This window comes from Streptomyces sp. OZ13, assembly GCF_052068155.1.
Classification (GTDB): domain Bacteria; phylum Actinomycetota; class Actinomycetes; order Streptomycetales; family Streptomycetaceae; genus Streptomyces.
On record NZ_JBQHCZ010000004.1, the window covers coordinates 108,090 to 132,377 of the forward strand.

At 69.4% G+C, this 24,288-nt stretch carries 23 protein-coding genes and 1 tRNA gene; 16 read left to right on the top strand and 8 right to left on the bottom strand.

The genetic code is table 11. From position 1 onward, the window contains the following. Window positions 1–221: 221 nt before the first annotated feature. Window positions 222–527, bottom strand: coding sequence for a hypothetical protein (locus ACTMTU_RS10755; protein ID WP_441263256.1), 306 nt, complete (start codon window positions 525–527; stop codon window positions 222–224). A 306-nt stretch (window positions 528–833) separates the two neighbouring features. On the opposite strand from ACTMTU_RS10755, the gene ACTMTU_RS10760 reads away from it, so the two are divergent. Continuing rightward, the gene (locus ACTMTU_RS10760; protein WP_441263257.1) at window positions 834–1,703 is read left to right on the top strand and encodes a bifunctional DNA primase/polymerase; all 870 of its coding nucleotides are present in this window, start codon (window positions 834–836) and stop codon (window positions 1,701–1,703) included. 626 nt (window positions 1,704–2,329) lie between these two features. Continuing rightward, window positions 2,330–3,466 (top strand): hypothetical protein, encoded by a 1,137-nt coding sequence (locus ACTMTU_RS10765; RefSeq protein WP_441263258.1) that lies wholly within the window; start codon window positions 2,330–2,332, stop codon window positions 3,464–3,466. A 21-nt stretch (window positions 3,467–3,487) separates the two neighbouring features. On the opposite strand, the gene ACTMTU_RS10770 is transcribed toward ACTMTU_RS10765, so the two are convergent. Further along, window positions 3,488–4,426: an SUMF1/EgtB/PvdO family nonheme iron enzyme gene (locus ACTMTU_RS10770; RefSeq protein ID WP_441263259.1), complete on the bottom strand. Its 939-nt coding sequence runs from the start codon at window positions 4,424–4,426 to the stop codon at window positions 3,488–3,490. Window positions 4,427–4,477: 51 nt separating this feature from the next. Next, window positions 4,478–4,642, bottom strand: coding sequence for a hypothetical protein (locus ACTMTU_RS10775; RefSeq protein WP_441263260.1), 165 nt, complete (start codon window positions 4,640–4,642; stop codon window positions 4,478–4,480). A gap of 64 nt (window positions 4,643–4,706) precedes the next feature. Here ACTMTU_RS10775 and ACTMTU_RS10780 point away from each other — a divergent pair, with 64 nt between their 5' ends. Beyond that, window positions 4,707–5,561 carry a tyrosine-type recombinase/integrase gene (locus ACTMTU_RS10780; RefSeq protein WP_441263261.1) on the top strand — a complete coding sequence of 285 codons (855 nt, stop codon included), beginning with the start codon at window positions 4,707–4,709 and terminating at the stop codon, window positions 5,559–5,561. A 137-nt stretch (window positions 5,562–5,698) separates the two neighbouring features. Here the strand turns inward: ACTMTU_RS10780 and ACTMTU_RS10785 are convergent. Next, a tRNA-Ser gene (locus ACTMTU_RS10785) sits at window positions 5,699–5,783 on the bottom strand. A 103-nt stretch (window positions 5,784–5,886) separates the two neighbouring features. Then, window positions 5,887–7,440, bottom strand: coding sequence for a S1C family serine protease (locus ACTMTU_RS10790; protein WP_441263262.1), 1,554 nt, complete (start codon window positions 7,438–7,440; stop codon window positions 5,887–5,889). Between the two features lie 342 nt (window positions 7,441–7,782). Here ACTMTU_RS10790 and ACTMTU_RS10795 point away from each other — a divergent pair, with 342 nt between their 5' ends. The 4 genes from ACTMTU_RS10795 to ACTMTU_RS10810 all read left to right on the top strand — a co-directional run bounded on the left by ACTMTU_RS10795 (window position 7,783) and on the right by ACTMTU_RS10810 (window position 10,668). Continuing rightward, on the top strand, window positions 7,783–8,583 hold the full coding sequence (locus ACTMTU_RS10795; RefSeq protein ID WP_159690034.1) for a glycerophosphodiester phosphodiesterase: 801 nt from the start codon (window positions 7,783–7,785) through the stop codon (window positions 8,581–8,583). Between the two features lie 130 nt (window positions 8,584–8,713). Next, window positions 8,714–9,271, top strand: coding sequence for an ATP-binding protein (locus tag ACTMTU_RS10800; RefSeq protein WP_189474335.1), 558 nt, complete (start codon window positions 8,714–8,716; stop codon window positions 9,269–9,271). Between the two features lie 208 nt (window positions 9,272–9,479). Next, window positions 9,480–9,629, top strand: a complete 150-nt coding sequence (locus ACTMTU_RS10805) for a hypothetical protein (protein ID WP_441263263.1) — start codon at window positions 9,480–9,482, stop codon at window positions 9,627–9,629. 46 nt (window positions 9,630–9,675) lie between these two features. Further along, entirely contained in the window at window positions 9,676–10,668 is a 993-nt protein-coding gene (locus ACTMTU_RS10810; protein ID WP_441263264.1) for a DUF5926 family protein, read from the top strand. A gap of 194 nt (window positions 10,669–10,862) precedes the next feature. On the opposite strand, the gene ACTMTU_RS10815 is transcribed toward ACTMTU_RS10810, so the two are convergent. Both ACTMTU_RS10815 and ACTMTU_RS10820 read right to left on the bottom strand, forming a co-directional pair. After that, complete coding sequence (locus ACTMTU_RS10815) at window positions 10,863–11,504, bottom strand: hypothetical protein (protein ID WP_441263265.1); 642 nt, start codon at window positions 11,502–11,504, stop codon at window positions 10,863–10,865. A 249-nt stretch (window positions 11,505–11,753) separates the two neighbouring features. Next, on the bottom strand, window positions 11,754–12,518 hold the full coding sequence (locus tag ACTMTU_RS10820) for a bifunctional DNA primase/polymerase (RefSeq protein ID WP_441263266.1): 765 nt from the start codon (window positions 12,516–12,518) through the stop codon (window positions 11,754–11,756). Between the two features lie 507 nt (window positions 12,519–13,025). Between ACTMTU_RS10820 and ACTMTU_RS10825 the strand changes: the two genes are divergently transcribed. Both ACTMTU_RS10825 and ACTMTU_RS10830 read left to right on the top strand, forming a co-directional pair. Then, window positions 13,026–14,555: a PP2C family protein-serine/threonine phosphatase gene (locus ACTMTU_RS10825; RefSeq protein WP_441263267.1), complete on the top strand. Its 1,530-nt coding sequence runs from the start codon at window positions 13,026–13,028 to the stop codon at window positions 14,553–14,555. A gap of 120 nt (window positions 14,556–14,675) precedes the next feature. Continuing rightward, complete coding sequence (locus ACTMTU_RS10830; protein ID WP_441263268.1) at window positions 14,676–16,163, top strand: aminopeptidase P family protein; 1,488 nt, start codon at window positions 14,676–14,678, stop codon at window positions 16,161–16,163. 34 nt (window positions 16,164–16,197) lie between these two features. Here ACTMTU_RS10830 and ACTMTU_RS10835 read toward each other — a convergent pair whose 3' ends face one another. Next, complete coding sequence (locus ACTMTU_RS10835; protein ID WP_441263269.1) at window positions 16,198–16,659, bottom strand: ATP-binding protein; 462 nt, start codon at window positions 16,657–16,659, stop codon at window positions 16,198–16,200. 192 nt (window positions 16,660–16,851) lie between these two features. Here ACTMTU_RS10835 and ACTMTU_RS10840 point away from each other — a divergent pair, with 192 nt between their 5' ends. The 7 genes from ACTMTU_RS10840 to pheA all read left to right on the top strand — a co-directional run bounded on the left by ACTMTU_RS10840 (window position 16,852) and on the right by pheA (window position 23,828). Beyond that, window positions 16,852–17,634 carry a hypothetical protein gene (locus ACTMTU_RS10840; RefSeq protein WP_441263270.1) on the top strand — a complete coding sequence of 261 codons (783 nt, stop codon included), beginning with the start codon at window positions 16,852–16,854 and terminating at the stop codon, window positions 17,632–17,634. 93 nt (window positions 17,635–17,727) lie between these two features. Further along, window positions 17,728–18,474, top strand: a complete 747-nt coding sequence (locus ACTMTU_RS10845) for a YcnI family copper-binding membrane protein (protein WP_441263271.1) — start codon at window positions 17,728–17,730, stop codon at window positions 18,472–18,474. Window positions 18,475–18,510: 36 nt separating this feature from the next. Further along, a complete protein-coding gene (locus ACTMTU_RS10850; protein ID WP_441263272.1) occupies window positions 18,511–19,209 on the top strand; it encodes an SCO family protein in 699 nt (232 codons plus the stop codon). Continuing rightward, on the top strand, window positions 19,164–19,655 hold the full coding sequence (locus tag ACTMTU_RS10855; protein ID WP_441263273.1) for a copper chaperone PCu(A)C: 492 nt from the start codon (window positions 19,164–19,166) through the stop codon (window positions 19,653–19,655). Before ACTMTU_RS10850 ends, ACTMTU_RS10855 begins: the two co-directional genes overlap by 46 nt. Window positions 19,656–19,677: 22 nt before the next feature. After that, window positions 19,678–21,588 carry a copper resistance CopC/CopD family protein gene (locus ACTMTU_RS10860; RefSeq protein ID WP_441263699.1) on the top strand — a complete coding sequence of 637 codons (1,911 nt, stop codon included), beginning with the start codon at window positions 19,678–19,680 and terminating at the stop codon, window positions 21,586–21,588. Window positions 21,589–21,594: 6 nt separating this feature from the next. Further along, window positions 21,595–22,860: an iron uptake transporter deferrochelatase/peroxidase subunit gene (efeB, locus tag ACTMTU_RS10865; protein ID WP_441263274.1), complete on the top strand. Its 1,266-nt coding sequence runs from the start codon at window positions 21,595–21,597 to the stop codon at window positions 22,858–22,860. Window positions 22,861–22,892: 32 nt separating this feature from the next. Continuing rightward, window positions 22,893–23,828 (top strand): prephenate dehydratase, encoded by a 936-nt coding sequence (gene pheA / locus ACTMTU_RS10870; RefSeq protein ID WP_441263275.1) that lies wholly within the window; start codon window positions 22,893–22,895, stop codon window positions 23,826–23,828. Window positions 23,829–24,288: the final 460 nt, after the last annotated feature.

A 24,288-nucleotide genomic window follows, 5' to 3' on the forward strand; every position in this document is an offset into this window, starting at 1 on the left:
CCCTGCGCTCCGCCGGCCACCCTCATTCATGCCAACCACCGAATCTGACTGTCCGTCAGCTCTCCTTTCCTGTCAAGGTCATATGGCCGGACGGCCCGGATACGTCCCCACGCTCGCGGGCCGTCACGCCCCATCTCGAGCCCATCTGCACGACGGCACCCCCAAGCGCCGCCGCCCAGACGGTCGTCGCCCCCCAGCTCACGCTCCCCTCGGGCCGGCCGTCACCAAAGAGGCGAGAAATTCACGGTGACGTTGTCCTGGTCGATGACCGTGAAGCCCAGCCCGTTGGCGCCGGCGGTATTGCTTTGATTACTCGCCCCCCATCCGGTCGCGACCTGTTGAGTGGTGGACGAGTTGCCGAAGTTGGCGCCCCCGACGCCGCTGCCGGCGATGGTCGCCACCGACACGTTCGACCCGTCGCCCCCGAAGCCGCCGTTGTCGGCGTGGGCCACCCCACCGAGGAGCGCGACGGTGAGAGGCAGGGCGGCCGCTGCGGCGAGAACGCGGGTGGAACGGATGCTTGCCATGTCATTTCCTCCATGTACCGGAACTGCACAAGTGCTTCGGATTCCAGGGCGGTTGGCCTGCCGCTCCCGACTCGATCACGACGTCGCAAGATCAGAATTGCCCAAGTGATCCACCACCAATCGCCCCGGTAGGTGCGGTTCGCTCGCAAGCGTGAGGACTTGTCGATAAACCCTCTTCGTGCCCGAAGATCGACCGATTGGCACCGCCGCTTCAGGGGCGGGCGCCCCAAGAGGCGATACGATTCGGCAACTTTTGTGCCATACCTCCTCCTTCCCTTCTTCGAACGTCTGTACGAAAATGGATCCATGGCCATCACCGACCGGCAGACCGCCACCCTGGCCCTCGCCCACGCCCTCTCCGCCGCCGAGCGCGGGCTCCCCGTCATCCCCCTGTCCGCGACGAAGCTCCCCGCCCTGCGCTCCCCCCACCGCGGCGACCCGCAACCGGTCCTGTGCCGGGGCGAATGCGGTCTCCCCGGCCATGGGGTCCACGACGCCACCACCGACCCCGCTGCCGTACGCGCCCTCTTCGCGGCCGCGCCCTGGGCCACCGGCTACGGCATCGCCTGCGGTCGTCCGCCGCACCACCTGATCGGCATCGATCTCGACGTCAAGTCCTCGACCGACTCGATGGCGGAACTGCAGCACCTGGCGCTGCGCCACCTGTTCACCATCCCGGAGACGGTCACCGTCCTCACGCCGAGCGGCGGTCGTCACCTCTGGCTGACCGGGCCGCCCGACACCGTCGTCCCCAACTCGGCGAGCCGGCTCGCCCCCGGCATAGACGTCCGCGGCACGGGCGGCTATCTCGTCGGCCCCGGCTCGGTCACCGCCAACGGCGCGTATCGCATCGCCCCTGGTACGGCCCACCTCGCGCCGGCGCCGTGCCCGCGCGCGCTCCTGCGCCTGATCACGCCCCCGGCGCGCACGCGTTCCACCGCCGGTTCACCCCACGGTCAAGGGCACGGCCTGGTCCAGTTCGTACTAGCGGCGCAGGAGGGGCAGCGGAACACCCGACTGTTCTGGGCGGCATGCCGTGCTTACGAGAACGGCCTCGGCGACTCCCTGACGGAAGCCCTCACCGACGCGGCGGTCCGGGCAGGCCTCACTGAACGCGAGGCCCGCGCCACGATCGCCTCCGCCGACCGCCTCACGTCGAACCGCGGCATCCGCTGACCGCGGCCTGCCCGGAAGCGTCCCGGCATCGCGTGGCGTGCCGGCGATTCCGCTACCGCTTCAGCCGCCACCACCGGCCGGTCTCGTCGGCGCAGGATCAGAGGGGAACGCAGAGGGCGCGGCTCCGATTCGGAGCCGCGCCCTCTGGCCTGCTACTTCTCTGACCTGCAAGCGGTGGGTGTGGGATTTGAACCCACGGTGACTCGCGCCACGACGGTTTTCAAGAGCGTCAAGCGTGCAGTGTATGCGTCCTGGTCAGGAGCAGTTTCGACTGCCGCGAGGGTACTGTTGGCCCACACATGGCCCACGGGCACCGCAGGGTCCCTTGCCGTCCCTCTGAAGCGCACTGACGGAACGCACTCGAACACGTGGCCCACGTCAATCGCCCATGCGGCCAGCCTCAAAGGAAAGCTTGGAGAAAGCTCTGCTGCGGTCGGCAGCAGATGCGGAGCCCTCCGTCCTGAAGTAGCCTTATTTCAGATGCTGTTCCTGCGCATACAGCCACGCTGGCCTGTACATACAGCCGGAACTGTCTCCGGGCCCCAGATAGCAGATTCCTCAGTTGAAGCCGCAATCTAAGGTAGCGGCCGGGTGGTAGCTATCTGGCTGCTACAAAGGAGAACATCATGGCGAATCTCGTGCCAGACAATGGTGCCGGGGAAGATATAGGTCAGGCAGGTGGAGTTCGGTTCATCGTCGACCCGAGTGGGGCACCGGTTCAATACAGGCTCTGGGAGAGAATCGTAAACGGATTTAGCAGTGCACCGGCTTATAGCAAGGGTGGGCTGTTCACATCCACCACTCCCGTGACCAAGGCCGTGCCAAAGGGATCGCTGTACCAGGCCCGTTTGAGGCGCGAGAGCGATGGACCCAATGGCCCCGTGCTAGGTAAGCTCGACATGCCCGTACTGGATAGAGTGGGCCGCAAAAATTACCTCACTGCGTGCGCTGAGAAGCCTATGGTCGACATAAAGCCTGGCGGAACGTTTGTATCGTTCGCGTTCGCGACCAGTACGGGCACCATGGCTCGCGTTCAGCTCGGAGCCAATGCACCCGAGCTTGTAGGGGGAGCCCAATTTCCACGCTTCCATGCTGCGGACGTGTTGGCTAGTGCTGTTTCACTGGAGTCCGACGTGATTCACCGCGTGTCGGTTATGGACGAGTTGACCGACCCAGGAACTACCGATCATGCACCGCTACTGAGCGGCGAAGAGGTGTTCTACACGATCCTCGTCTGGGACGGTGCCGGAAACTGGGACGTGCTCTGGTCCAAGACTGGTAGCGCCCCGGCGGCGACACCGGAAAAGATCAAGCTACTGGATCGCGTTGTGCGCGCCCGTATAGACCGGCTGTACTGCTTCGAGGACAGTGATTCCGAAACGTTCGGAGAGGCGGATTTCTGGCTACGAGTCAAAGATGACACGGGTGCCGAACAGAAGAAGAAACTGCGCTGGAATCCAATGGCTAGCAATTCCTTCGCTCCCCCGATCGCTCCGGCTACTACGGAGATCAAGATAAACCCACCGAATGCGCGTAAGGAGGTCACCGTACGCGTAACGGCGTGGGAAGATGACGAGGGATCCGTAAACGATGTAAGCGACACCGCCGCCACAGTACCTAGCGTGCAACCGCTTCACTTCCCGCTAGGTGAAGGGAATGAACGCATACCAGAGAAAGTATTTACGCTGGACAGCACTAGTACGGGTGGTGACGACATTCTGAAATTCCAAGCAACGATCGCCTACTCGGTCGACTACACCTGATACTGCGGGCTGTAGATTCCTTCACCCCTTGCGGGAACTCATCTGCGGCGGCGTCGCCACACAGCGGAACCCGGTGTCATCATCGTGCATCGTGTCGCTGGCATCGTTGGGGATGGCAGGTACTCCCCGGAACAGAGGGCTCGTGAACGCGCTTCCTCGGAGTTCGTAGCGACCGGGCGTTGTCGCGGTTGCGAGCCACTCCCACACGTTGCCCACCATGTCGTAGACCCCGTAGGACGAGACTCCGCTGTGGTACCGGGACACGGACGTTGTGCGCTCCACGCCGGTCTCTCGGACGTTGCACTTTGCGGCAGTCTTCTGGTCACCCCACGGGAAAGTACGGCCGGAGGTGCCTCGCGCCGCTTTCTCCCACTGTTCGGCTGTTGGCAGCGACTTCCCCGCCCACGTTGCGTACGCGTGCGCGTCTCGCCAAGTCACGTGCACCACGGGGTGGTCGTACAGCTCACGAGGGCATCGGCCGTTCTCCCAGTGCTCAGGCGTGGGGTGCCGAGTGGCCGCGCAGAATCGTGCATAGTCGGCGTTGGTCGTCGGGAAAGTGTCTATGTGGAATTCGTCGACCCACACGGGTTCGTCGTCCTCTCCCGACAGGAAGATTCCTTCAGGGACATGCGCCATGAGCTTGCCGTCACCGGGATGCTTCACGTACTCGCCGCTGCTCGTCTGGTCTTCGTCGGGTTCGATGACTGCGTGAGCGGGGACGTCGTCCGCCGCCAGGATGCCGACGAACCGGCCCTGGGCATCCTGGTCAGCCTTAGCGAGCAAGGTATCCAAGGCCGCTTGGTTCACCATGCGCAGGGAGGCTTGCTCGCCGTCCGCCTCCCACCGGGAGACGATGCGGTCGGATACTCCCAGCTTCTCGGCGAACTCCATGAGGCTCATGCGCACAGCTTCGCGCAGGGCCTTGACCTCACGTCCGGTCCATTTCGTAACGAGTGGCATGGGCTACCTCTGTCGTGAGTCGCCGCCCCTGGTGAAGGACGGCGGCACGGCCTACAGACGCTCGCCGGGGATACCGGCGTAGGCGTCACGCAGCGCTGCGAGCACGGGGTGGTCATGCGGGAACTGCACGTCATCGAGCGCGCTGACTGAGCGCACGCCGATCGTCACGTTCGTTGCGAATGCCGCCGCCATGTTCGGGACATCGGCGAGCGTCACCGGGGTGGTGATCTGCTTCGGAGCAGCAAAGGATCTACATGATCCCGCCCTTCTCCGTCCAGCCTTGGAAGCTCTCTCCCTCCGTTTGGACGGAGGGAAGGCCGCGGAGAACACGGCGCGGCGCAAGCGCATGGTCCTGAGCAACGTGCTGCGCTACACAGTCGAGGAGAAAGGGCTACTCGCGTCCAATCCGCTTCCCCGTGTGGACTGGACGCCACCCGAGAACGATGACGAAATCGACTTCCGGTACGTACCGGATCCGAGTCTGGCGAGGTCTCTACTAGGAGCCGTCCGCGATTCTGGGCCGCGCGGACAACACCTGCACGCGTTCTTCGGGTGCCTCTACTACGCAGCCATGCGCCCTGGTGAGATCGTCGCGCTCACGGAATCGGACTGCACCCTGCCACCCAACTCACCTGAGTCCGTGAAGGAGTGGGGCGAACTGCTGCTCGGAGAGAGCCGTCCCGAAGTGGGCAGCGGGTGGACGGATGACGGCACGTCGTACGAGAAACGCGGCCTGAAGAGGCGTAAGCGCGGTGCGACGCGGACCGTGCCCATCCCGCCCGTACTCGTGCATCTGCTCCGTGAGCACATCACGCGATACGGCACGGCTGACGACGGCCGATTGTTCCGGGCTGCGCGGGGAGGTCGTGTCCCTTCCACCGAGTACTGCGACATCTGGGAGAGAGCGCGGAAGGCGGTGCTGTCGCCCCGTGAGGTGAAATCGGAACTGGCCGCTGTGCCGTACTCACTCCGGCACGCCGGCGTCTCCCTCTGGATCAAATCAGGGGTGGACCCCGCAGAGGTCGCCGCGCGCGCTGGCCACAGCATCGCAGTGCTGTACCGCTTCTACGCGAAGATCCTCAAGGGAGGTCAGCAGCACTCCAACGACCTGATCTCCCGCGCGCTCGACTCCTGATCCTGGCCCACAGATGGCCCATACGCACTGGTCAGAACTGGGATACGGGCGAGAAAGGGTGAGACAGCCCGAACGCGAAAGGGGTGCTCCGGCGACCGGAGCACCCCTTCTGACCAGCAACTAAGCTGACCTGCAAGCGGTGGGTGTGGGATTTGAACCCACGGTGACTTGCGCCACGACGGTTTTCAAGACCGTTCCCTTAGGCCGCTCGGGCAACCCACCCACGCCCCGCCTCACCTGCTGCGGAGCGGCTACAGACTACCGGGCCCGCGTCCCCGGGCGCAGCAGCGTTCCGAGGACGGTGGGAGGTTCGGGCCGAGCGGGGTCAGCTGTCGCCCTTGCGTTCGCCCAGAACCAGCTCCACCTTGTGGGACTCTCCGTCGCGTTCGTAGGTCATCGTGACCTTGTCACCCGGCTTCTTGGTCCAGATCTCGCTGATCAGGGTGGGGCCGCTGTCGATCGGCTTGCCGTTGAACGTGGTGATGACGTCGCCCGGCTTGAGCCCGGCCTTCGCCGCCGGTCCGTCCGGGGTCACCGCCGGGGTGCCGCCGGAGCCCTCCTCGGTGATCCGGGCGCCGGAGCCCTGGTCCGACATGTCGACCGTCGCGCCGATGACCGGGTAGACCGGCTGGCCCGTCTTGATCAGCTGCTCGGCGACGGTCTTGGCCTGGTTGATCGGGATGGCGAACCCGAGGCCGATCGAGCCGGCCTGGGTCTGGCCGAAGCCGCCGTTGCCCGCCGACTGGATGGCCGAGTTGATGCCGATGACCGCGCCGCGCGAGTCCAGCAGGGGGCCGCCGGAGTTGCCCGGGTTGATGGACGCGTCGGTCTGCAGCGCGCTCATGTAGGAGTTGTTGCCGCTCGACCCGTCGCCGGACGCGACCGGCCGGTTCTTCGCGCTGATGATTCCGGTGGTGACGGTGTTCGACAGCCCGAAGGGGGCGCCGATGGCGATGGTCGAGTCGCCGACCGCGACCTTCTCCGAGTCGCCGAGAGCCAGCGGGTCGACGCCGGAGGGGGCGTTCTTCAGCTTGAGGACGGCCACGTCGTAGCCCTGCGCCCGGCCGACGACCTCGGCGTCGTACTTCTTGCCGTTGGAGAAGATCGCCGACAGGGTGCCGCCCTCGGCCGCGGAGGCGACAACATGGTTGTTGGTGAGGATGTGGCCCTCCTTGTCGTAGACGAAGCCGGTTCCCGTTCCGCCCTCGCCCTCACCCTCGGAGCCTTCGATACCGCCGCCGCCCGACTTGGCTTCGATGGTGACCACGCTGGGCAGCGCGTTCGCGGCGACCGCGGCGACCGTCCCCGGGTCGCGCTTGAGGTCCTGCGGGCTGGCCGCGGAGACCGTGGTGGAGCTGGAGCTGCCGTCGGCGCGCTCGGCCGCCCAATAGCCGATGCCACCGCCGACACCACCGGCGACGAGCGCCGCGGCGAGCACCCCCGCCGCCAGCCCGCCCGCACGCCGGCGCCGGGGCTCGTGCGCCGGGACCGGCGCACCCCAGGCGGGTCCGCCGCCGCTGCCGCCCCCGTAAGAGGGGAGCGTGGGCGGCGGCGGGGGCCAGTCCGCGCCGGCCTGCTGCGCGCCCGCGGGAGCGGCGGCCGGAGGAGCAGGTGTCTCCCCGCCGTGGCCGTGGGCCGGTGCCGCCGCGGGCTCGGGCCGCGGGGCGTGCCCGGGCTGCTCCGCGGAGGCCGCCGGCTCATGGGCGGGCGGGGCGGAATGGGAGGGGACAGAAGCAGAGGGGGAACCGGCGGACCCGTGTGCCGCGTCCTGCGGCCCCTCTCCGGGCCCGGGAGACGTCGATCCCTCGGGAGCGGCGCCCGGCACAGGAGGTACGGACGGGGCGGCAGGGACCGCGTTGCCCTCGTTCTCGGTGCTCACAGCTCTTTCTCCTCAGGTTCCACGTCGGTCTCCGGCGAGCGGCGGGGTCCGCACGGGCCGGCAGTACGTCACGTCATGACTTCCGCTGTGCAAGTGTCCGCGGCCAGCTTTTACCACTGCACGTCAGGCCACTGTAAGCAGGACCTGTGTGTATTCCGGCAATCCTTTACTTCCGACAATAAGGGCGCACTTCCACGGCGCCCTCCGGGGTCGTTCCGTCGGGTCATTCCCTCGGGTCCTCCCCGACGGACCGCCTCTCCTCGCCGACCGCGTCCACAGGGTGCCGGACGTTGTCCGACACCCTGCACGCCGCCTACCCCGCGGCGATGACACCATGACGCGGTGACCCAAGCACGGCAGCACAGCATTCAGGTCGTCGCACACCGCGGTGCCTCCGAAGACGCCCCCGAGCACACCCTGGCCGCCTACCGGAAGGCGATCGAGGACGGCGCGGACGCCCTCGAGTGCGATGTACGGCTCACCGCCGACGGTCATCTGGTGTGCGTCCACGACCGCCGGGTGAACCGCACGTCCAACGGGCGGGGTGCGGTCTCGGCCCTGGAGCTCGCGGATCTCGCGGCGCTCGACTTCGGTTCGTGGAAGGACGCGGCGGAGAGCCCCGACTGGAAGGACCCGTCCCTCACCTCCGTGCTCACGCTGGAGCGGCTGCTGGAACTGGTGGCGGACGCGGGACGCCGTGTCGAGCTGGCCATCGAGACCAAGCACCCCACACGCTGGGCGGGACAGGTGGAGGAGCGGCTGCTCCAGTTGCTTGGACGGTTCGGGCTGGCCGCGCCGGCGTCGCCCACCGACTCCGCGGTCCGGGTCATGAGCTTCTCGGCCCGCTCCCTGAGCCGGATCTCCGCAGCCGCGCCGACGCTCCCCACCGTGTACCTGATGCAGTTCATGACCCCGCGGATGCGCGACGGACGACTGCCCGCCGGTGCGCGGATCGCCGGTCCGGGCATTCGCGTCGTACGCAACCACCCGAGCTACGTCGCCAGGCTGCACCGCGCGGGCCACCCCGTCCATGTCTGGACCGTCAACGAGCCGGAGGACGTCGAGCTCTGTGCGCGGCTCGGCGTGGAGGCCATCATCACCAACCGCCCCAAGCAGGTGCTCGAACAGCTGGGCCGCCTCTGATCCGGCTCGCCCGGCCTCGGGACCTCGGCCTTCGGAGCGCCTCGCGGGGAGTGCACCGGCGCGTTCGGCGCGTAAGCGATCGTGTCGAGTACGTCACTGCTCCACCCTTGGCCGGTTTCCGGTCCAGTCCATTGGGGCATTCACACCGTGGCGTGGGGCAAAGGAGGTCTCGGGGGTGGCGTTTGTGGTGGCACAGGAGGTGCCCACGTCGTCGAGCATGGCCGTACCCCATGGCCCTGCGGGCGTGGGTGAGGCGCGACACAGGATGCGCGAACAGCTGAACCGCAGTGGTGTTCCGGAAACGGTCGTCGACGACGCAGTGCTGATCCTTTCCGAGCTGCTGAGCAACGCCTGCCGGCACGGCAGGCCGTTGGGGAACGGGGACGCGGGAGACGGTGACGTACGGGCCGCGTGGCGTGTCGACAAGGCGGGGCGGCTCACGGTCGAGGTGACGGACGGAGGCGGTCCGACCCGCCCTGTTCCGGCCACGCCCTCGGTCACCGCACGGGGTGGCCGCGGGCTCAACATCATCACGGCGCTGGCGCAGGAGTGGGGAGTGCGTGACAGCGCGGCCGGTGAGGTCACCGTCTGGGTGATCGTCACGGAAGGGCACCGCCGCGAGGATTTCGCTACGCGCGTCGGCGGTCCCGCGTTCGACTTCGCGGACGCTTTCGACGATCTCGACTGACGTCTTCCCGCAGGGCTTTCGGCCCGTCCACGCGTCGGAGCGAGCCGGGCCGGGGGAGGCCCGCAGCCGGTGCCGGTGCCGGAGCGAACGCGCCGCGCCGGTACGGCTTCTGCGGTTCCGGCAACGCCGGCCGTTCGAGCAGTTCCAGCGGAGCCGGCAGCGGCAAAGGGTCGGCGGCCCGGCAGCTTCAAAGGCTCCTTCGGCTCCGGTGACCTACGGCTCCGGCAGGCCCATCGCCATCGGAAGCTCCGGGAGCTTCGTCAACTTGGGCGGCAACGGCGACTTCGACGACCTCCGCGGCGTGGACTTCCGGGGCGCCTCGCCCCGCTGCTCCCCCACGGAGGCGGCGTACGGCTAGGCTCGCGCCCGACACAGCACCGCCGCAATCGGGAGAAAGCCACACCATGGCCAAGAAGCGCCCCCAGACGAAGGCGACGAAGCCTCAGCTCAGGAACGGGGCCCGCACCGCAGGCGTCGACGAGCCGGTTCCGGTGGTGGGAGCCCGCGAGCCCTGCCCCTGCGGCTCCGGCCGCCGCTACAAGGCATGTCACGGCCGGGCTGCGTCCCACGCCGTGACGGAGCTGGTCCAGCGCCCCTTCGAGGGGCTGCCGGGAGAGTGCGACTGGGTGGCCCTGCGTGAGCTGGTGCCCGCCGCGACCGTCGAACTCACCCTGAAGGGCGGCCTTCCCGAGGGCGTGCCCTCCGTGACGCTCGCGACGGTACTGCCCATGGCATGGCCGGCCCTGCGGCGCGACGACGGCTCCGTCCTCCTCGGCCTGCAGAACGACACCCCCTCCGGCGATCTCAGCCGCGACCTCGCCGGAACGCTCCAGCGGGCGCTCACCGCCCAGCCCGGCACCCCGGTCACCGCCGCCACCGCACCGGCCGACGGCGTGCGGCTGCAGGACCTGCTCGACCCGGACGCCGCTTTCGAGCCGACCGTCCACTCCGGTTTCGAGTTCTGGGTCCCGGCCTCGGCCGAGCAGGCCTCCCCCGAGGTGGCCGCCTCCCTCGAACGCGCCAACGCCGCAGCGATCCCGACAGTGAAGCTCTCGGGCGTCGACGCCGCCTACTGGTGCGAGACCCCGGAGAAGAACCACCTCCGCTGGGTCATGCCGCACCCCGAGGAGCAGCTGCTCGACGCACTGGCCAGGCTGCACGCGGCCGGCACCTCGTCGCTGGGTGAAGGGACCCGTCTGGTGGGCTCCTTCCGGGCGCACGGGCTGATGGTTCCGGTGTGGGACCTGCCGACCACGATGGGCGCCGAGGACTGCGAGAAGCCCGCCGCCGAGTTCGCCGAGCGGCTGGCCGCCGCGCTGGAGAGCGACGCCCCGCTCACCGCCGAGGAACGCCGGGCGCGCGGCGGTCTCACCAACCGCCAGGTGACGCTCAGCTGAGAGTGACGATTACCGGTGCGCACCGGGTGACACCTGTCACAAGTCACTCATTCGGAAGGTAAATCCCTGTCCGAATACGAGAGATCGAATTTGCGAACCGCAGATCTCTTGTTACCGTTCTAGAAGCCCGGTCGCTGGTGCATCCCCCGTCGCCAGCGATCGGGCGTTTCCATTTCCCGGACGCCTCCGGCGTCTCAACGGCCCGTGAACTCTTGGGAGTTGCTCCCGGAGCGGAGCAGCAGCGGCCCGTCTCCCGTTCCGTCGTGAACGGCGAACTCGGCGATCGCCCGGTAGTCGGAAGCGCTGCCGACCGAAGGCTCACGAGGAGTTTCACACGTACGTGGCTCATCGCCCGCCTCGACCTTGCAGTTGGTCTGCACAGTGCGTCCGTCCGGTGCCATCAGAGCGAGTACGGACGTCAATTCCTCACCGGTCGCATTGCGGTAATAGGTGCGGCCCCAGGTCCGGCCGCCCCGCGTGAGCACACAGGTCTGCGCCTCGACGCCGCCGGCAGAGGCGAGTTCCGGCCCACATCGGGAGTCCGTCCGCGGGACCGCGTCATCGTCGCCGCCGGTCTCTTCGCGCCCCGACGCCGCGGCCTCGGCAGGCTCGTCCCTGGCGCCGGCGGCGCCGGCCGCTCCCATGTCGTCGCCATCGGACGCCTCGAGCCCCGACAGCAGACCGGGTGCGGTCGCTCGCCGGTCCTTCGCGTCGTCGGCAGGGGCAGTTCCCGTTCCGTTCGCCGGTCGCGGCCCCGCCGGTCCGGCCGACGCGACGATCGGTACCAGCGTGGCCGTCACCACCACGGCGGCGAGCCCGAACATGCGGAGATTCATGGGCCACCAGCCGACTGCGGAGGTTCGGACACGACTGCCCGAAGATATCGGCGGACCGAGACCACCCGGCCGCCGCGCGCCCATGTCCGTGCCGGTTCGGCCCACCTCTTACCCGTACGAGTGACGAGCCGGGCCCGACGCGGCAGTGCGAGCCGGGCCCGACGTGGCAGCCGTGGCGGCCGCCTGCGCGGCCCGTTCGTGACCGCGCAGGCGGGCCGGTGTTCCAGTAGGTGAGCCGGCTGCCGGTGTTCAGTACGTGAGCCGGCTGCCCTCTCCCGCCTCCGGCGGATAGAGCCCGCTGCCGGGCGCACTGCTCGCGCTCGCCTCGACAAGAGCGTCCACGACCGCCTCGACGTCGGGCAGCCACGGTGCCGCTGAACCGGGAAGCGGCGCCCGCTCCCACCGCACCTGACCGGTTCCGGTCTCCGAGGGGGGCAGCACCAGATAGCCGCCACTGCCGTGGAAGCGCAGTGAACTGGGCACGCAGTCCTTGACGAAGAGCAGCTCGCCGAGTTGCTCCAGGGTGTAAGGGGCCACGAGCAACGACCAGCGGGTGGGGGTGGCGACCACCGGTCCCAGTCGCATGTCCATCCGGTCCAGCACCGACAGCGCACGCGCTGCGGCCACCGCGGGAAGGCTCACGGCACAGGGCGCGCGGCCTTCGCCGGAGCCCGCGGCCCGGGACGGGCCACCGGTGGCCAGCATGATCGGGGCGGTCGGCCGGTTGGTCCACCACCAGCGGATCATCCGCTCGTCGGTGGTCGCGGCGAGGAGGCCGGGATCGAAGGGGTGGGCGCCGGGGACGACGCACTCCGGATCGGGGCAGGCGCACCCGCGGTCGCCGCCGTTTCTGCCACGGCCCTCGGACCGGTCGCCACCGGCCGATTTCAGTCCTGCACCGGGGAGCACGGGCCATTGCCACTCGGCGGCGAAGGTCAGCGCCGCTTCAAGCTGATCAGGCCCCTTCTTGCGCCGGTACCGGAGCCTGCGTCGCCTTCCGAGGATCTCGCGCATGAGCGCTCGTTCCTTTCCGTTGAACGCCGGGGTCCACATCACATCTGTGTGCAGCTCATTACTGTGCGTACAAGTGCGCGTACTGATCGGCGTCATCGCCCCTTGCCGCCGGCATGGGCGGGCCCCCGGTTTCGCCGGCGACAGGATCGTCGCCCGAGGGCCGAACGTGGGCTGTAGTCCATTAAACGTGTGGCGAGGGGTGGCGCGCGCCTGGCGCTTGCTGTCCCGCTGTACTTCTTCCCCGCCACTCGGGGATGAGGCGCGGCCTCCGGCTGTTAGGACGCCGGGGCCCGCGGCCAGGTTCCGGGGCGCTTTCAACTGCCCCTGGTCATCACCGTTTACGTACCCAGCACGCTTGCAATGACGCTTTCCCCCCGGGCCTTCGCCCTGGGGGACCCCCTGCCGAACGCCCTCAGTCGACCTCAATCGGCCGCCATCGGGTGCATTTTTCGGCCAAGTTAACGGGTACGCCCATATCGCCCGGACACCACCAATCCCACCGGGACAGTGCTGGACATCACCTTACGTGTGCGTGTAGATGTGGATGCACTGATAGCGGCGCAGAATGACATGGGGGTTTGCGATGCTATTGAGCGAAACGCACCTGCCGGAAAGCCGGCTGCCATGAGCGCCCCTCACCTGCCGAAAGTGGCTGGAATCGACTCAACTGTTCCTGCCCCCGCGCACACTCCCTCAACCCTGCCCCCCGTCCCCGCCGCGCCCCCCGCGGCCGGAGCGGTGCTTCAGGACCGCCTGGCCGGCTGGGTCTCGGACCTCACCACACTCCACGAACTCACCGAGCGGCTGATCAGAACCGGCACCCTCGACGACGCACTCGAGGAACTGCTCGGCGCGGGCGCCGCACTCGTCGGAGCCCGCCGCGGCCTGGTCGCCCTCGAACCGCGCCGGGACGCCGCCCGCGACAGCCCGCTCGACGACGACCGCGGGCCCGGCCTCGCAAGGGGCCTCGGACTCAGCCGCTCCGACCTCGGCCACATCGAGACGGTCCCGCGCGGCGCGACGGCGTACGGCCGCATCCTCGAAAGCGGCCGCTCCGGTGTCCCGGGGCCCGTCGCCCATCCCGACCTGCTCGGCGACGACTCGCTCCACCCCCTGCACCGCGAGGTCGCCGTCCGCCTCGGCTATGCGGCCAGTTACACAGTGCCGCTGGCGACAGAGGATTCCGGCACACTCGGCGCGGCCGTCTGGCTCTACGACGAACCGGCCGCACCCGTCGAGCGCCAGTGCCACCTGGTCGGGCTCTACATGCGCTCCGCCACCGACCACCTGGCCCGCCTGCTCGAACTGGAACAGGCGCGTGCGACCGTCGCGACCGTCGCCGAGGAGTTGCTGCCCAGCAGACTGCCCCGGGTGCCCGGCGTCCAGCTCGCCGCCCGGCATCACAGCGGCCCTCGCGGCGGCGGCGACTGGTACGACGCGCTGCCGCTGCCGGAGGGAGCCCTCGGACTCGCGGTCGGCTCGGTCAGCGGCTGCGGTCCCAGCGCGCTCGCCGCGATGGGCAGGCTGCGGGCCTCTCTGCGGGCGTACGCGGTGATGGAGGGTGAGGATCCGGTCGCGGTCCTCTCCGACCTCGAACTGCTGCTGCGTCTCACCGAGCCCGCGCGCACGGCGACCGCTCTCTTCGCCTACGCCGAACCCGCCGAGCGAAAGATCGTGCTGGCCGGCGCCGGGCACACGCCACCACTGGTGATCGGCGACCGGCGCACCGAGTTCGTCGAGACGTCGCTGTCGGCTCCGCTGGGAATGCTCGCCTGCTGGGAGGCGCCGAGCGTCGAACTCCGCCTCCAGCCGGGAGAAACGGTGCTGCTGTACACGGACGGACTGCTGCGGCGCGCCGGCGACCCCATGGACCGCGCCTTCGCCCGGCTCCACGCCGCCGCGGCGGGCGTTCCGCGAGCGCTGCGCGGCGACCCTGCGGCGATCGCCGACCACGTCCTCGGGGCGGTGCTCCCCGACGGACCGGGCAGCACCGGCGACGGGGAGGACATCGTCCTGCTCGTTGCCCGATTTGACTGATTTCTCACACGCTTTCCGGCCTCTTCCGGTCACACATACGATGGAAGCGTCCCCTCGCCGACCCGGCGGAGGGGGCAAGGTGTCGTAAACGGTCAAGGCCGACAAGCCCAGGAGGCAGACGTGGCTGAGGAGCTCACCCCGGCGGAAACCGATCTTGCTGCGGACGCAGCAGGCGCGGAGGGCGAGGAGCAGCCGATCAAGCAGCGCAAGAACGGCCTGTACCCGGGCGTGTCCGACGAGCTGGCCGAGAACATGACCACCGGCTGGGCCGACACCGAACTGCACGGTCTCGAGCCCATCGCCCAGGCCGCGCACACCGCGGCCCGCCGTTCCGCACTCTCGGCACGGTTCCCGGGCGAGCGACTGGTCGTCCCCGCGGGCAACCTGAAGACCCGCTCGAACGACACCGAGTACAGCTTCCGCGCCTCGACCGAGTACGCGTACCTGACCGGCGACCAGACCGAGGACGGCGTCCTGGTGCTGGAGCCCAGGGGCGAGGGCCACGTCGCCACGATCTACCTCCTGCCGCGCTCCAACCGTGAGAACGGCGAGTTCTGGCTGTCGGGCCAGGGCGAGCTGTGGGTCGGCCGCCGCCACTCCCTCGCGGAGGCCGAGCAGCTGCTGGGCATTCCCGCCGAGGATGTCCGGGAGCTGGCCGCCAAGCTGAGCGAGGCCACCGGTCCGGTACGGGTCGTCCGTGGCCACGACGCCTCCATCGAGGCCGCTCTGACCGACAAGGTCACCAAGGAGCGCGACGAGGAGCTGCGCGTCTTCCTCTCGGAAGCCCGCGCCGTCAAGGACGACTTCGAGATCGGCGAGCTCCAGAAGGCGTGCGACTCCACCGCCCGCGGCTTCGAGGACGTCGTCAAGGTCCTCGACAAGGCTCAGGCCACCAGCGAGCGCTACATCGAGGGCACCTTCTTCCTGCGCGCCCGGGTCGAGGGCAACGACGTCGGCTACGGCTCGATCTGCGCCGCCGGCCCGCACGCGACCACCCTGCACTGGGTGCGCAACGACGGCCCCGTCCGCTCCGGCGACCTGCTGCTGCTCGACGCCGGCGTGGAGACCCACACGCTCTACACCGCGGACGTCACCCGCACGCTGCCCATCAGCGGCCGGTACACCGAGATCCAGCGCAAGATCTACGACGCCGTGTACGAGGCCCAGGAGGCCGGTATCGCGGCCGTCAGGCCCGGCGCCAAGTACCGCGACTTCCACGACGCCTCGCAGCGGGTGCTCGCCGAGAAGCTCGTCGAGTGGGGTCTGGTCGAGGGCCCCGTCGAGCGGGTGATCGAACTGGGCCTGCAGCGGCGCTGGACGCTCCACGGCACCGGCCACATGCTCGGCATGGACGTCCACGACTGCGCCGCCGCGCGCACGGAGGCGTACGTCGACGGCACCCTCGAGCCGGGCATGTGCCTCACCGTCGAGCCCGGTCTGTACTTCCAGGCCGACGACCTGACCGTGCCCGAGGAGTACCGCGGCATCGGCGTCCGCATCGAGGACGACATCCTCGTCACCGAGGACGGCAACAGGAACCTCTCCGCCGCGCTGCCGCGTCAGGCGGACGAGGTGGAGGCCTGGATGGCCTCGCTCCAGCAGAGCTGATCCGACCGCAAACCCCCGGGTGAGGGCGCGCTGCTCATGACACGCCGAGCAGCGCGCCCTCACGCCATTTGAGGATCTTGTCGAAGCTGACCACGGCACCGCGCCCGGGCCTGTTGCGGACGTGGACATGATCGGCGAGCTGCTCGATCAGGCACAGACCTCGGCCACTCTCGGCATGGCCAGGGGCAGGCGCGGCGCTGTGGCCACGCAGGGTGGCGCCGCCGACGGGAAAGCCCGGGCCCGAATCGGCCACCTCGATGCGGCACTTCTCGCCGTCCAGGTAGGCCGTCACGCGGTAGTCCCCCGACGCTTCGTCGGTGTCCCGGTCGCCGCCGTGCTCGACGGCGTTGGCGCATGCCTCGGTCAGCGCGACCGACAAGTCGTAGGAGATGTCCGGATCGACGCCAGCGGTCTCCATGGTGCCCAGCAACAGACGCCGTGCGAGCGGCACGCTCGCAGCCTCGCGCCGCAAATGGAGGGACCACCAGATGCTCATGCTCCAGCCTCCTGGCCGCGGCTCGACATACCGATACGTATTGCCCCAAGGCACGCTGCGTAAGCACATCGTCGTGCTGACGGCCCTCATTCGGCGGATGCGCGTTCCGCGCCCACCGGTGTATGTCGGCAAAGGGGATCTTCCGGACCTGCCCTACGGGCGTCGGCACCGCAGTGCGATGATGAGCCGGCCATGTCGTCCATACGCCAAGCACGCGCCGGAGCCGGTCTGCGGCTGCTGAGGGCCGCGGTGTTCACCGCGGTCTGCGTCGTGCTGTCCGGGACGGGACATGTGCTCGCCGCCTGCCGGGCGGTCCCCCTGTGGACTTTGGCCCTCGGCCTCATCGGGGTCTTCGTCGTCGTCCTGCCGTTCACCGGCAGGGAGCGTTCGCTGCCCGCCATCGCCGGAGTGCTCACCGCCGGGCAGCTCGCCCTGCACACGCTCTTCGCCACCGGCCAGGGTCATCTGCGGCTGGCGCCGACGGCCGACGACGCCCTGATGAGACTGGCGGCGAAGCTGGTGTGCGGAGCGGGGGCCTCCGCCATGAGCCCCGCGGAAGCCCGCCGCATCGTCACCATGGCGGGCATCGATCCGGCCGCCCACACGGCACACACGCACACCGCCCAGGCGGTGGCCACGCCGGAACTGCTGCCCTCGCTGCCCATGCTGCTCGGGCACCTGCTGGCGGCCGTCGCGACCGGACTGCTGATGCGCCGCGGCGACGCGGCGCTGTCACGGCTGATCCGGCTGTCGGCAGACTCGGCCCACGAGATCGTGCAGATCGCGTGGTTGCGCCCGTTGCGGGCCGCGATGGTCCTGGTGCGCGCCCTGCGGGCCGGTCTTCAGCAGACACCGGGCGCCGGGCCGGGCCTCGTGCCGCCGGTGGACGGACCTCCCCTGCCCGCTGCGGGTCAGGAACTCCAGCACACGGTGATCAGGCGCGGGCCGCCGCCCGTATTCGTCCTCAGCGCCTGACGCGGCCCCTCGACGGGAGTGGTGCCGCGGTGCCCGCGCACACCCGCGCGTTGCCGGCACACCTCACTTCTCTCCACCGCGGAGCTTTCTGTCATGAACGTTTCCCGTATCGCCGCCGCGTCCGCCGTCGCCGCCACCTCGGTGCTGATGTTCTCCGGCGCCGCCTTCGCGCACGTCGGCGTCCAGCCGCAGGGCGAGGCCGCCAAGGGCGGTTACGCGGTCGTCAACGTCAAGGTGCCGAACGAGCGCGACAACGCCTCGACCGTGAAGGTCGAGATCAACCTGCCGGCCGAGCACCCCCTGTCGTCCGTGATGCCGCAGCCCGTGCAGGGCTGGAAGGTCACCGTCGACAAGTCGAAGCTGGACAAGCCCCTCGAGGTGCACGGCAAGCAGATCACCGAAGCCGTCACCAAGGTCACCTGGACCGCCGACGGCGGCAAGATCGGACCGGGCCAGTTCCAGCAGTTCCCGCTCTCCCTCGGCCCGCTGCCCGAGGACGCCGACCAGATGGTGTTCAAGGCCATCCAGACGTACGACAACAAGGAGGTCGTGCGCTGGATCGAGGAGCCGGTGGAGGGTGGCGAGGAGCCCGAGGCCCCCGCTCCCGTCCTCAAGTTGTCGGCAGCCGGCGACGACCACCACGGCGCGGGCGCGACCGGTGCCGCCGCCGGGGACGACGCCAAGGCCTCGGACCACGAGGAGAAGGACGCCACGTCCTCCGCTTCCACCTCCGCCGACAGCAGTGACTCCACCGCCCGCATCCTGGGTGTCGTCGGCATTCTCGTCGGCGCCGCGGGCGTGGCCTTCGGCGTGCTCGCCGGACGCCGCCGCTCGGCCTGACCGGCCCCGTACCGAACCGCTTTGAAAGAGAACCCCATGCACAACCCCAAGAGCGACGGGGAGCCCCGCCGCAGCCGGCGAGCGCCGCTGGTCGCGGCGCTCGCCGTCACGGCCGCGTTCGCCGTGGCGGCGGGCGTCGCCGTCACCCAGAACGACTCCGGTGACGACAGCCCCGTCAGTCAGGTCTCCGCGGAAGCGAAGACGAAGGCCGCGACGGTGCTCACGCAGCCGTACACCAAGCCCGATCTCGTGCTGACCGACACCAGCGGCAAGAAGTTCGACCTGCGCGAGCGGACCAAGGGCCGGCCGACGCTGATCTACTTCGGCTACACACACTGCCCCGACGTCTGCCCCCTGACGATGAGCAACCTCTCCATCGCCAAGAAGCAGCTGCCCAAGGCAGACCAGGACAAGCTCCAGGTCGTCTTCATCACCACCGACCCGGAGCGGGACACCGCGGCCGAGCTCGCCAAATGGCTGCCCAGCGCGGGTGACCCGTCCTTCATCGGACTGACCGGCGACTTCCCGACCATCCAGGCGGGAGCGCGTCAGATCGGCATCGGCATCGACGCCCCGAAGAAGGAGAAGAACGGCACCGTCGTGTCCATGCACGGCGCCCAGGTCGTCGCCTTCTCCCCGAAGACGGACCAGGGCTACGTGCTGTACGGCGAGGACACCACGGCGGACGAATGGGCGGCGGACCTGCCGAAGCTGATCAAGGGCGAGAAGCCGTGACCCGACGCGTCCGTACCGCCGTCGCCGCCGTCGGGCTGGGCGTGGGCCTGGCCCTCGCGGGCTGCTCGTCCGACAGCGGGCCCGAGTTGAAGGTCAGTGGCGGCTTCGTGCCGCAGCCCGTCGGTGACATGGCCGCCGGATTCCTGACCGTCGAGAACGACGGCGGCAGCGCGGACAAGCTCACCTCGGTCACCAGCACCATCTCCGACGACGTCACGATCCACGAGACGAAGAACCAGAGGATGCGGGAGGTGAAGTCCTTCGACATCCCGGCCGGCGGCGAGCTCGACCTCGAACGTGGTGGCAACCACATCATGTTCATGGCCCTCAAGCAGCAGCCGAAGCAGGGCGGGAAGGTCTCCGTCGAGCTGCACTTCGAGAAGTCGGACCCGATCAAGGTCGAGCTCCCCGTGAAGGAGACCACCCACAACCCGCAGAAGCACTGAGCATCGAGGGACTGATCAGATGATGACAGCCACCGCCCCGCGCTTCGGACGGTTCCCGGTCCGGGTGCTGCTCGCGGTGACCGTGCTGGTGGGCACGGTTCTCGGCGCGCTGCTGGCCGGCGCGAGCCCAGCGGCGGCCCACGCCGCGCTGACCGGGAGCAACCCGAAGGACGGGGCGGTGGTGGCCACCGCGCCGAAGGAGGTCACCCTGACCTTCTCCGAACAGATCGCCATGGGCGACGACTCGATCCGGGTCCTGGAGCCGAGCGGCAAGCGCGCCGACACCGCCAAGGTCCGCGATCTCGGCACCGGGGGCACCGTCGCCTACGGTGTCGATCTCCACGCCGGCCTGCCCGACGGCACGTATACCGTCGCCTGGAAAGCCGTCTCCGCCGACAGCCATCCGGTCTCCGGAGCCTTCACCTTCTCCATCGGCGCTCCTTCCAGCACCACGGTCGCGCTGCCCGACGAGCAGGCCGGCGGCGGGATCGTCGGCTTCCTGTACGGCGTCGCACGCTACGTCGCGTACGCCGGTTTCGTCCTGCTCGCCGGCGGTGCGGCCTTCGTGCTGCTGTGCTGGCAGCGCGGTGCGGCGGTACGGCCGGTGCAGCGCCTGGTCGTGCACGGCTGGGTGGCCATGACGGCGTCCACCCTCGCCATGCTGCTGCTGCGAGGGCCTTACACCGCCTCCGGCAGCCTCGGCGACGTCCTCGATCTCGGGGCGCTGCCCGCGGTTCTCGAGACCAAGACCGGGGCGGCTCTCGTCTCACGGCTGCTGCTCCTCGGGGCGGCCGCCCTGTTCGTGGCCGTCCTCTTCGGCGCGTTCGCGAAGCGCGAGGACGGGGCCGAGAAGAAGGACCTGAGCTTCGGGCTCGCCATCGGCGGCACGGTCGTCGCGGCCGGCATCGCCGCGACCTGGGCGCTGTCCGAGCACGCGTCGACCGGGATCCAGTCGGCCGTCGCGATGCCCGTCGACGTGCTGCACCTGCTGGCCGTCGCCGTCTGGCTCGGCGGCCTCGCCACGCTGCTGACCGCTCTCTACCGGTCGGCGGCGGTGGAACGCCGCGCGGTCCGGCGGTTCTCCACCGTCGCCTTCACCGGCGTCGTGGTGCTGGCCGCGACCGGGCTGTACCAGTCGTGGCGGCAGGTTGGCTCGTGGTCGGCGCTGACCGGGACGACGTACGGGCAACTGCTGCTGCTCAAGGTGGGACTCGTCGCCGTCATGGTCGGCGTCGCGTGGATCTCCCGGCGCTGGACGGCGCGGCTCGCCGACGTCACGGAGGCCGAGCAGGTGTCCGGGATCGCGGAGGCCGAAGAGACAGCGGAGAAGGACGAGGACGCGGGCGCGTCCGCCGATCCCGCGCGCGAGGCCCAACTCGCCCGGCAGAGGGCCGCCGTGGCGACGGCCGAGCGCAAGCGGAACCGGGACGCCGACCACGAGCGTTCCGGACTGCGCCGTTCCGTGCTGGCGGAAACAGGCGTCGCGGTGGTCCTGCTCGCTGTGACGACCGTGCTCACCTCCACCGAGCCGGGCCGTACGGAGGAGACCGCCAAGGCCGGCGCCGCACAGGCCGCGCCCGCCGCTCCGGCGGGGCCGACAGAGGTCAGGATGCCGTTCGACACGGGCGGCCCCAGCGGCAAGGGAACGGTGCGCCTCAGCCTGGACCCGGCGCTCTCCGGCGCCAACGACATGCACGTGTGGATCGAGTCGCCGGACGGCAAGGCCCTGGACGCCCCGGAGGTGAAGATCTCCTTCACCCTGAAGGCCAAGGAGATCGGCCCGCTGCCCATCACCCCGGACCGCATCACCGCGGGACACTGGACCGCGAGCGCCGTCCAGATCCCGATGCCGGGCGAATGGCAGGTCAAGGTGACCGTGCGGACCTCGGACATCGACCAGACGACCATCGACAAGAACATCAAGATCGGCTGAACCACCGTGACACCCCTGACTCCCGCGAGCGGCGCCTCCTCCGGCCACGACGGCATCTCCAGACGACGACTGCTCGGCACGGCGGGCGCCGTCGGTGCGACCGGTCTCCTGCTGGGCGCGGCGGGCGGCGCCGCGGCGTACGCCGTGGCCGAGGAGAGCCCCACGGCGCTCGCCACGGTCGGGTCCACGGGCATCGCCTTCCACGACCGCCCGCACCAGGCGGGCATCACCGAACCACAGCAGGCGCACGGTCATCTGGTCGCCTTCGACCTTGCGCCCGGTGCCGGGCGCAAGGAGGCCGCGGCGCTGATGCGGCGCTGGTCGGCCCTGGCCGCCGACCTGATGGCCGGCCGGCCCGCCGGCGACGGCGACACGGGGGTCGCGCTGGACGCGGGACCGTCCTCGCTGACCGTCACCTTCGGGTTCGGCCGCTCCTTCTTCGACCGAACGTCCCTGGTGGCGCAGCGGCCGCCGGGTCTCGACCCGCTGCCGGCGTTCTCCTCGGACCAGTTGGACGCGGGACGTTCCAACGGCGATCTCTGGGCGCAGATCGGGGCCAACGACGCTCTCGTCGCCTTCCACGCGTTGCGCGCGATCCAGAAGGCGGCGGGTGCGGCGGCCCGGGTGCGCTGGCAGATGAACGGCTTCAACCGTTCGCCCGGCGCGACCACGCAGCCGATGACCGCCCGCAATCTGATGGGACAGGTCGACGGCACCGGAAACCCCAAGCCGTCGGAACCCGACTTCGAGCAGCGGCTCTTCGTACCGTCCGGCAGCGACCATCCGTGGCTGGACGGCGGGTCGTACGCCGTGGTGCGCCGCATCCGGATGCTGCTCGACGACTGGGAGAAGCTCTCGCTCCACCAGCAGGAGCGGGTCATCGGACGGCGGAAGTCGGACGGCGCCCCGCTGACCGGCGGCACGGAGACCACGGAACTCGCCCTCGACGAGACCGGGCCCGACGGAAAGCTGGTCGTGCCGGAGAACGCGCACGCCCGTATCTCCGCGCCGGAGCAGAACGGCGGCGCCGCGATGCTGCGCCGGCCCTTCTCCTTCCACGACGGGATCGGCCCGGACGGGACCCCCGACGCCGGGCTGCTCTTCATCTGCTGGCAGGCCGACCCGCTGCGCGGCTTCGTGCCGGTGCAGCGCAAGCTGGACCGGGGCGATGCCCTGTCGGCGTTCATCCGGCACGAGGCGAGCGGACTGTTCGCCGTGCCGGCGGCGCCGAAGAGGGGCGAGTACGTGGGGCAGCGGTTGCTGGAGACGTGAGGAGCGGTTCCGCGGCCCATTAGGGTGACGGTATGTCGGCCACGCGCTTCACATATCTCGGTCCCGAGGGCACCTTCACCGAAGCCGCCCTGCGTACTCTCCCGGAAGCCGCGACCAGGGAACTCGTCCCGATGGTCTCCGTCCCCGCCGCGCTCGACGCCGTACGGGCCGGGGAGGCGGCGGCCGCTCTCGTACCGATCGAGAACTCCGTGGAGGGCGGCGTCACCGCCACGCTCGACGAGCTGGCCTCGGGCGAGCCGCTGATGATCTACCGCGAGGTGCTGCTGCCCATCGCCTTCGCGCTGCTGGTGCGGCCGGGCACGAAGCTCTCCGAGGTGAAGACGGTGACCGGCCACCCCGTCGCGCAGCCGCAGGTGCGGAACTGGCTGCGCAACAACCTCCCCGACGCGTTGTGGGAGTCGGCCGCCTCGAACGCCGACGGCGCCCGGCTGGTGCAGGAAGGCCGCTACGACGCCGCCTTCGCCGGCGAGTTCGCGGCGGCCACGTACGGGCTGGAGCCCTTGGTCAGCGAGATCCACGACGCGGAGAACGCGGAGACGCGCTTCGTCCTCGTGGGGCGGCCGGCGAGGCCCTCGGCGCCGACGGGTGCCGACAAGACGTCCGTCGTCATCTGGCTGGGCGACGACCACCCCGGTGCGCTGCTGGAACTGCTTCAGGAGTTCGCGGTACGCGGGGTCAATCTGATGCTGATCCAGTCCCGGCCGACGGGCGCCGGCATCGGCAACTACTGCTTCGCGGTCGACGCGGAAGGCCATATCGCGGACCGGCGGGTGGGCGAGGCCTTGATGGGGCTGAAGCGGATCTGTCCCAAGGTGCGCTTCCTCGGTTCCTATCCGAGGGCCGGTGTGACGGCGGACGACGTACGACCGCTGCGTGCCGGCACATCGGACGTGGAGTTCACGGCCGCGTCGGACTGGCTGGCGCGCTGCCAGGACGGCCGCGCCTGAAGCGTCCTGCCCGTGAAGCGGCTGGTCCTACCTGCAGATTTTCGTTGTCCACAGAACTTGTCCACAGGCACGCTTCTCGACCTGGGGACAAGTCGACAACAGAACGTCACAGGGTCGACAAATCGGCCGACCCGCCCACTTCCGTCCACAGAGCACCAGGTCGGCCCCTGTCACCCAAATTCCATTGATCAACTCTTTGGGGCGAGGAATTCCCACCCGAATGAGTGCGTGAGGCCGGTTTGAGATGGGAATTCCCGGCCCCGCAGACGACCGCCGGAATGATCACTTCCGTAATCCACAGATCATGCACACAGGCTGTGGATAACTTTACGGGCCGGTGCATCCCTGTGGACAAGCCCCTCCGGGAGCGGCCGCCGGGAGCGCGGGGTCAAAGCGGGAAGCACCCCCACGCACCCTTTCAACGAAAGAGCCTCGATTGTTTGACGCTGCCGGATTCGTT

Coding starts and splice junctions, on each gene's coding strand:
- pheA (WP_441263275.1), top strand. CDS start 22,893: ATGTCGGCCACGCGCTTCACATATCTCGGTCCCGAGGGCACCTTCACC.
- ACTMTU_RS10755 (WP_441263256.1), bottom strand. CDS start 527: ATGGCAAGCATCCGTTCCACCCGCGTTCTCGCCGCAGCGGCCGCCCTG.
- ACTMTU_RS10815 (WP_441263265.1), bottom strand. CDS start 11,504: ATGAATCTCCGCATGTTCGGGCTCGCCGCCGTGGTGGTGACGGCCACG.
- ACTMTU_RS10820 (WP_441263266.1), bottom strand. CDS start 12,518: ATGCGCGAGATCCTCGGAAGGCGACGCAGGCTCCGGTACCGGCGCAAG.
- ACTMTU_RS10835 (WP_441263269.1), bottom strand. CDS start 16,659: ATGAGCATCTGGTGGTCCCTCCATTTGCGGCGCGAGGCTGCGAGCGTG.
- ACTMTU_RS10860 (WP_441263699.1), top strand. CDS start 19,678: ATGACAGCCACCGCCCCGCGCTTCGGACGGTTCCCGGTCCGGGTGCTG.
- ACTMTU_RS10760 (WP_441263257.1), top strand. CDS start 834: ATGGCCATCACCGACCGGCAGACCGCCACCCTGGCCCTCGCCCACGCC.
- ACTMTU_RS10850 (WP_441263272.1), top strand. CDS start 18,511: ATGCACAACCCCAAGAGCGACGGGGAGCCCCGCCGCAGCCGGCGAGCG.
- ACTMTU_RS10770 (WP_441263259.1), bottom strand. CDS start 4,426: ATGCCACTCGTTACGAAATGGACCGGACGTGAGGTCAAGGCCCTGCGC.
- ACTMTU_RS10840 (WP_441263270.1), top strand. CDS start 16,852: ATGTCGTCCATACGCCAAGCACGCGCCGGAGCCGGTCTGCGGCTGCTG.
- ACTMTU_RS10810 (WP_441263264.1), top strand. CDS start 9,676: ATGGCCAAGAAGCGCCCCCAGACGAAGGCGACGAAGCCTCAGCTCAGG.
- ACTMTU_RS10765 (WP_441263258.1), top strand. CDS start 2,330: ATGGCGAATCTCGTGCCAGACAATGGTGCCGGGGAAGATATAGGTCAG.
- ACTMTU_RS10855 (WP_441263273.1), top strand. CDS start 19,164: ATGGGCGGCGGACCTGCCGAAGCTGATCAAGGGCGAGAAGCCGTGACC.
- ACTMTU_RS10845 (WP_441263271.1), top strand. CDS start 17,728: ATGAACGTTTCCCGTATCGCCGCCGCGTCCGCCGTCGCCGCCACCTCG.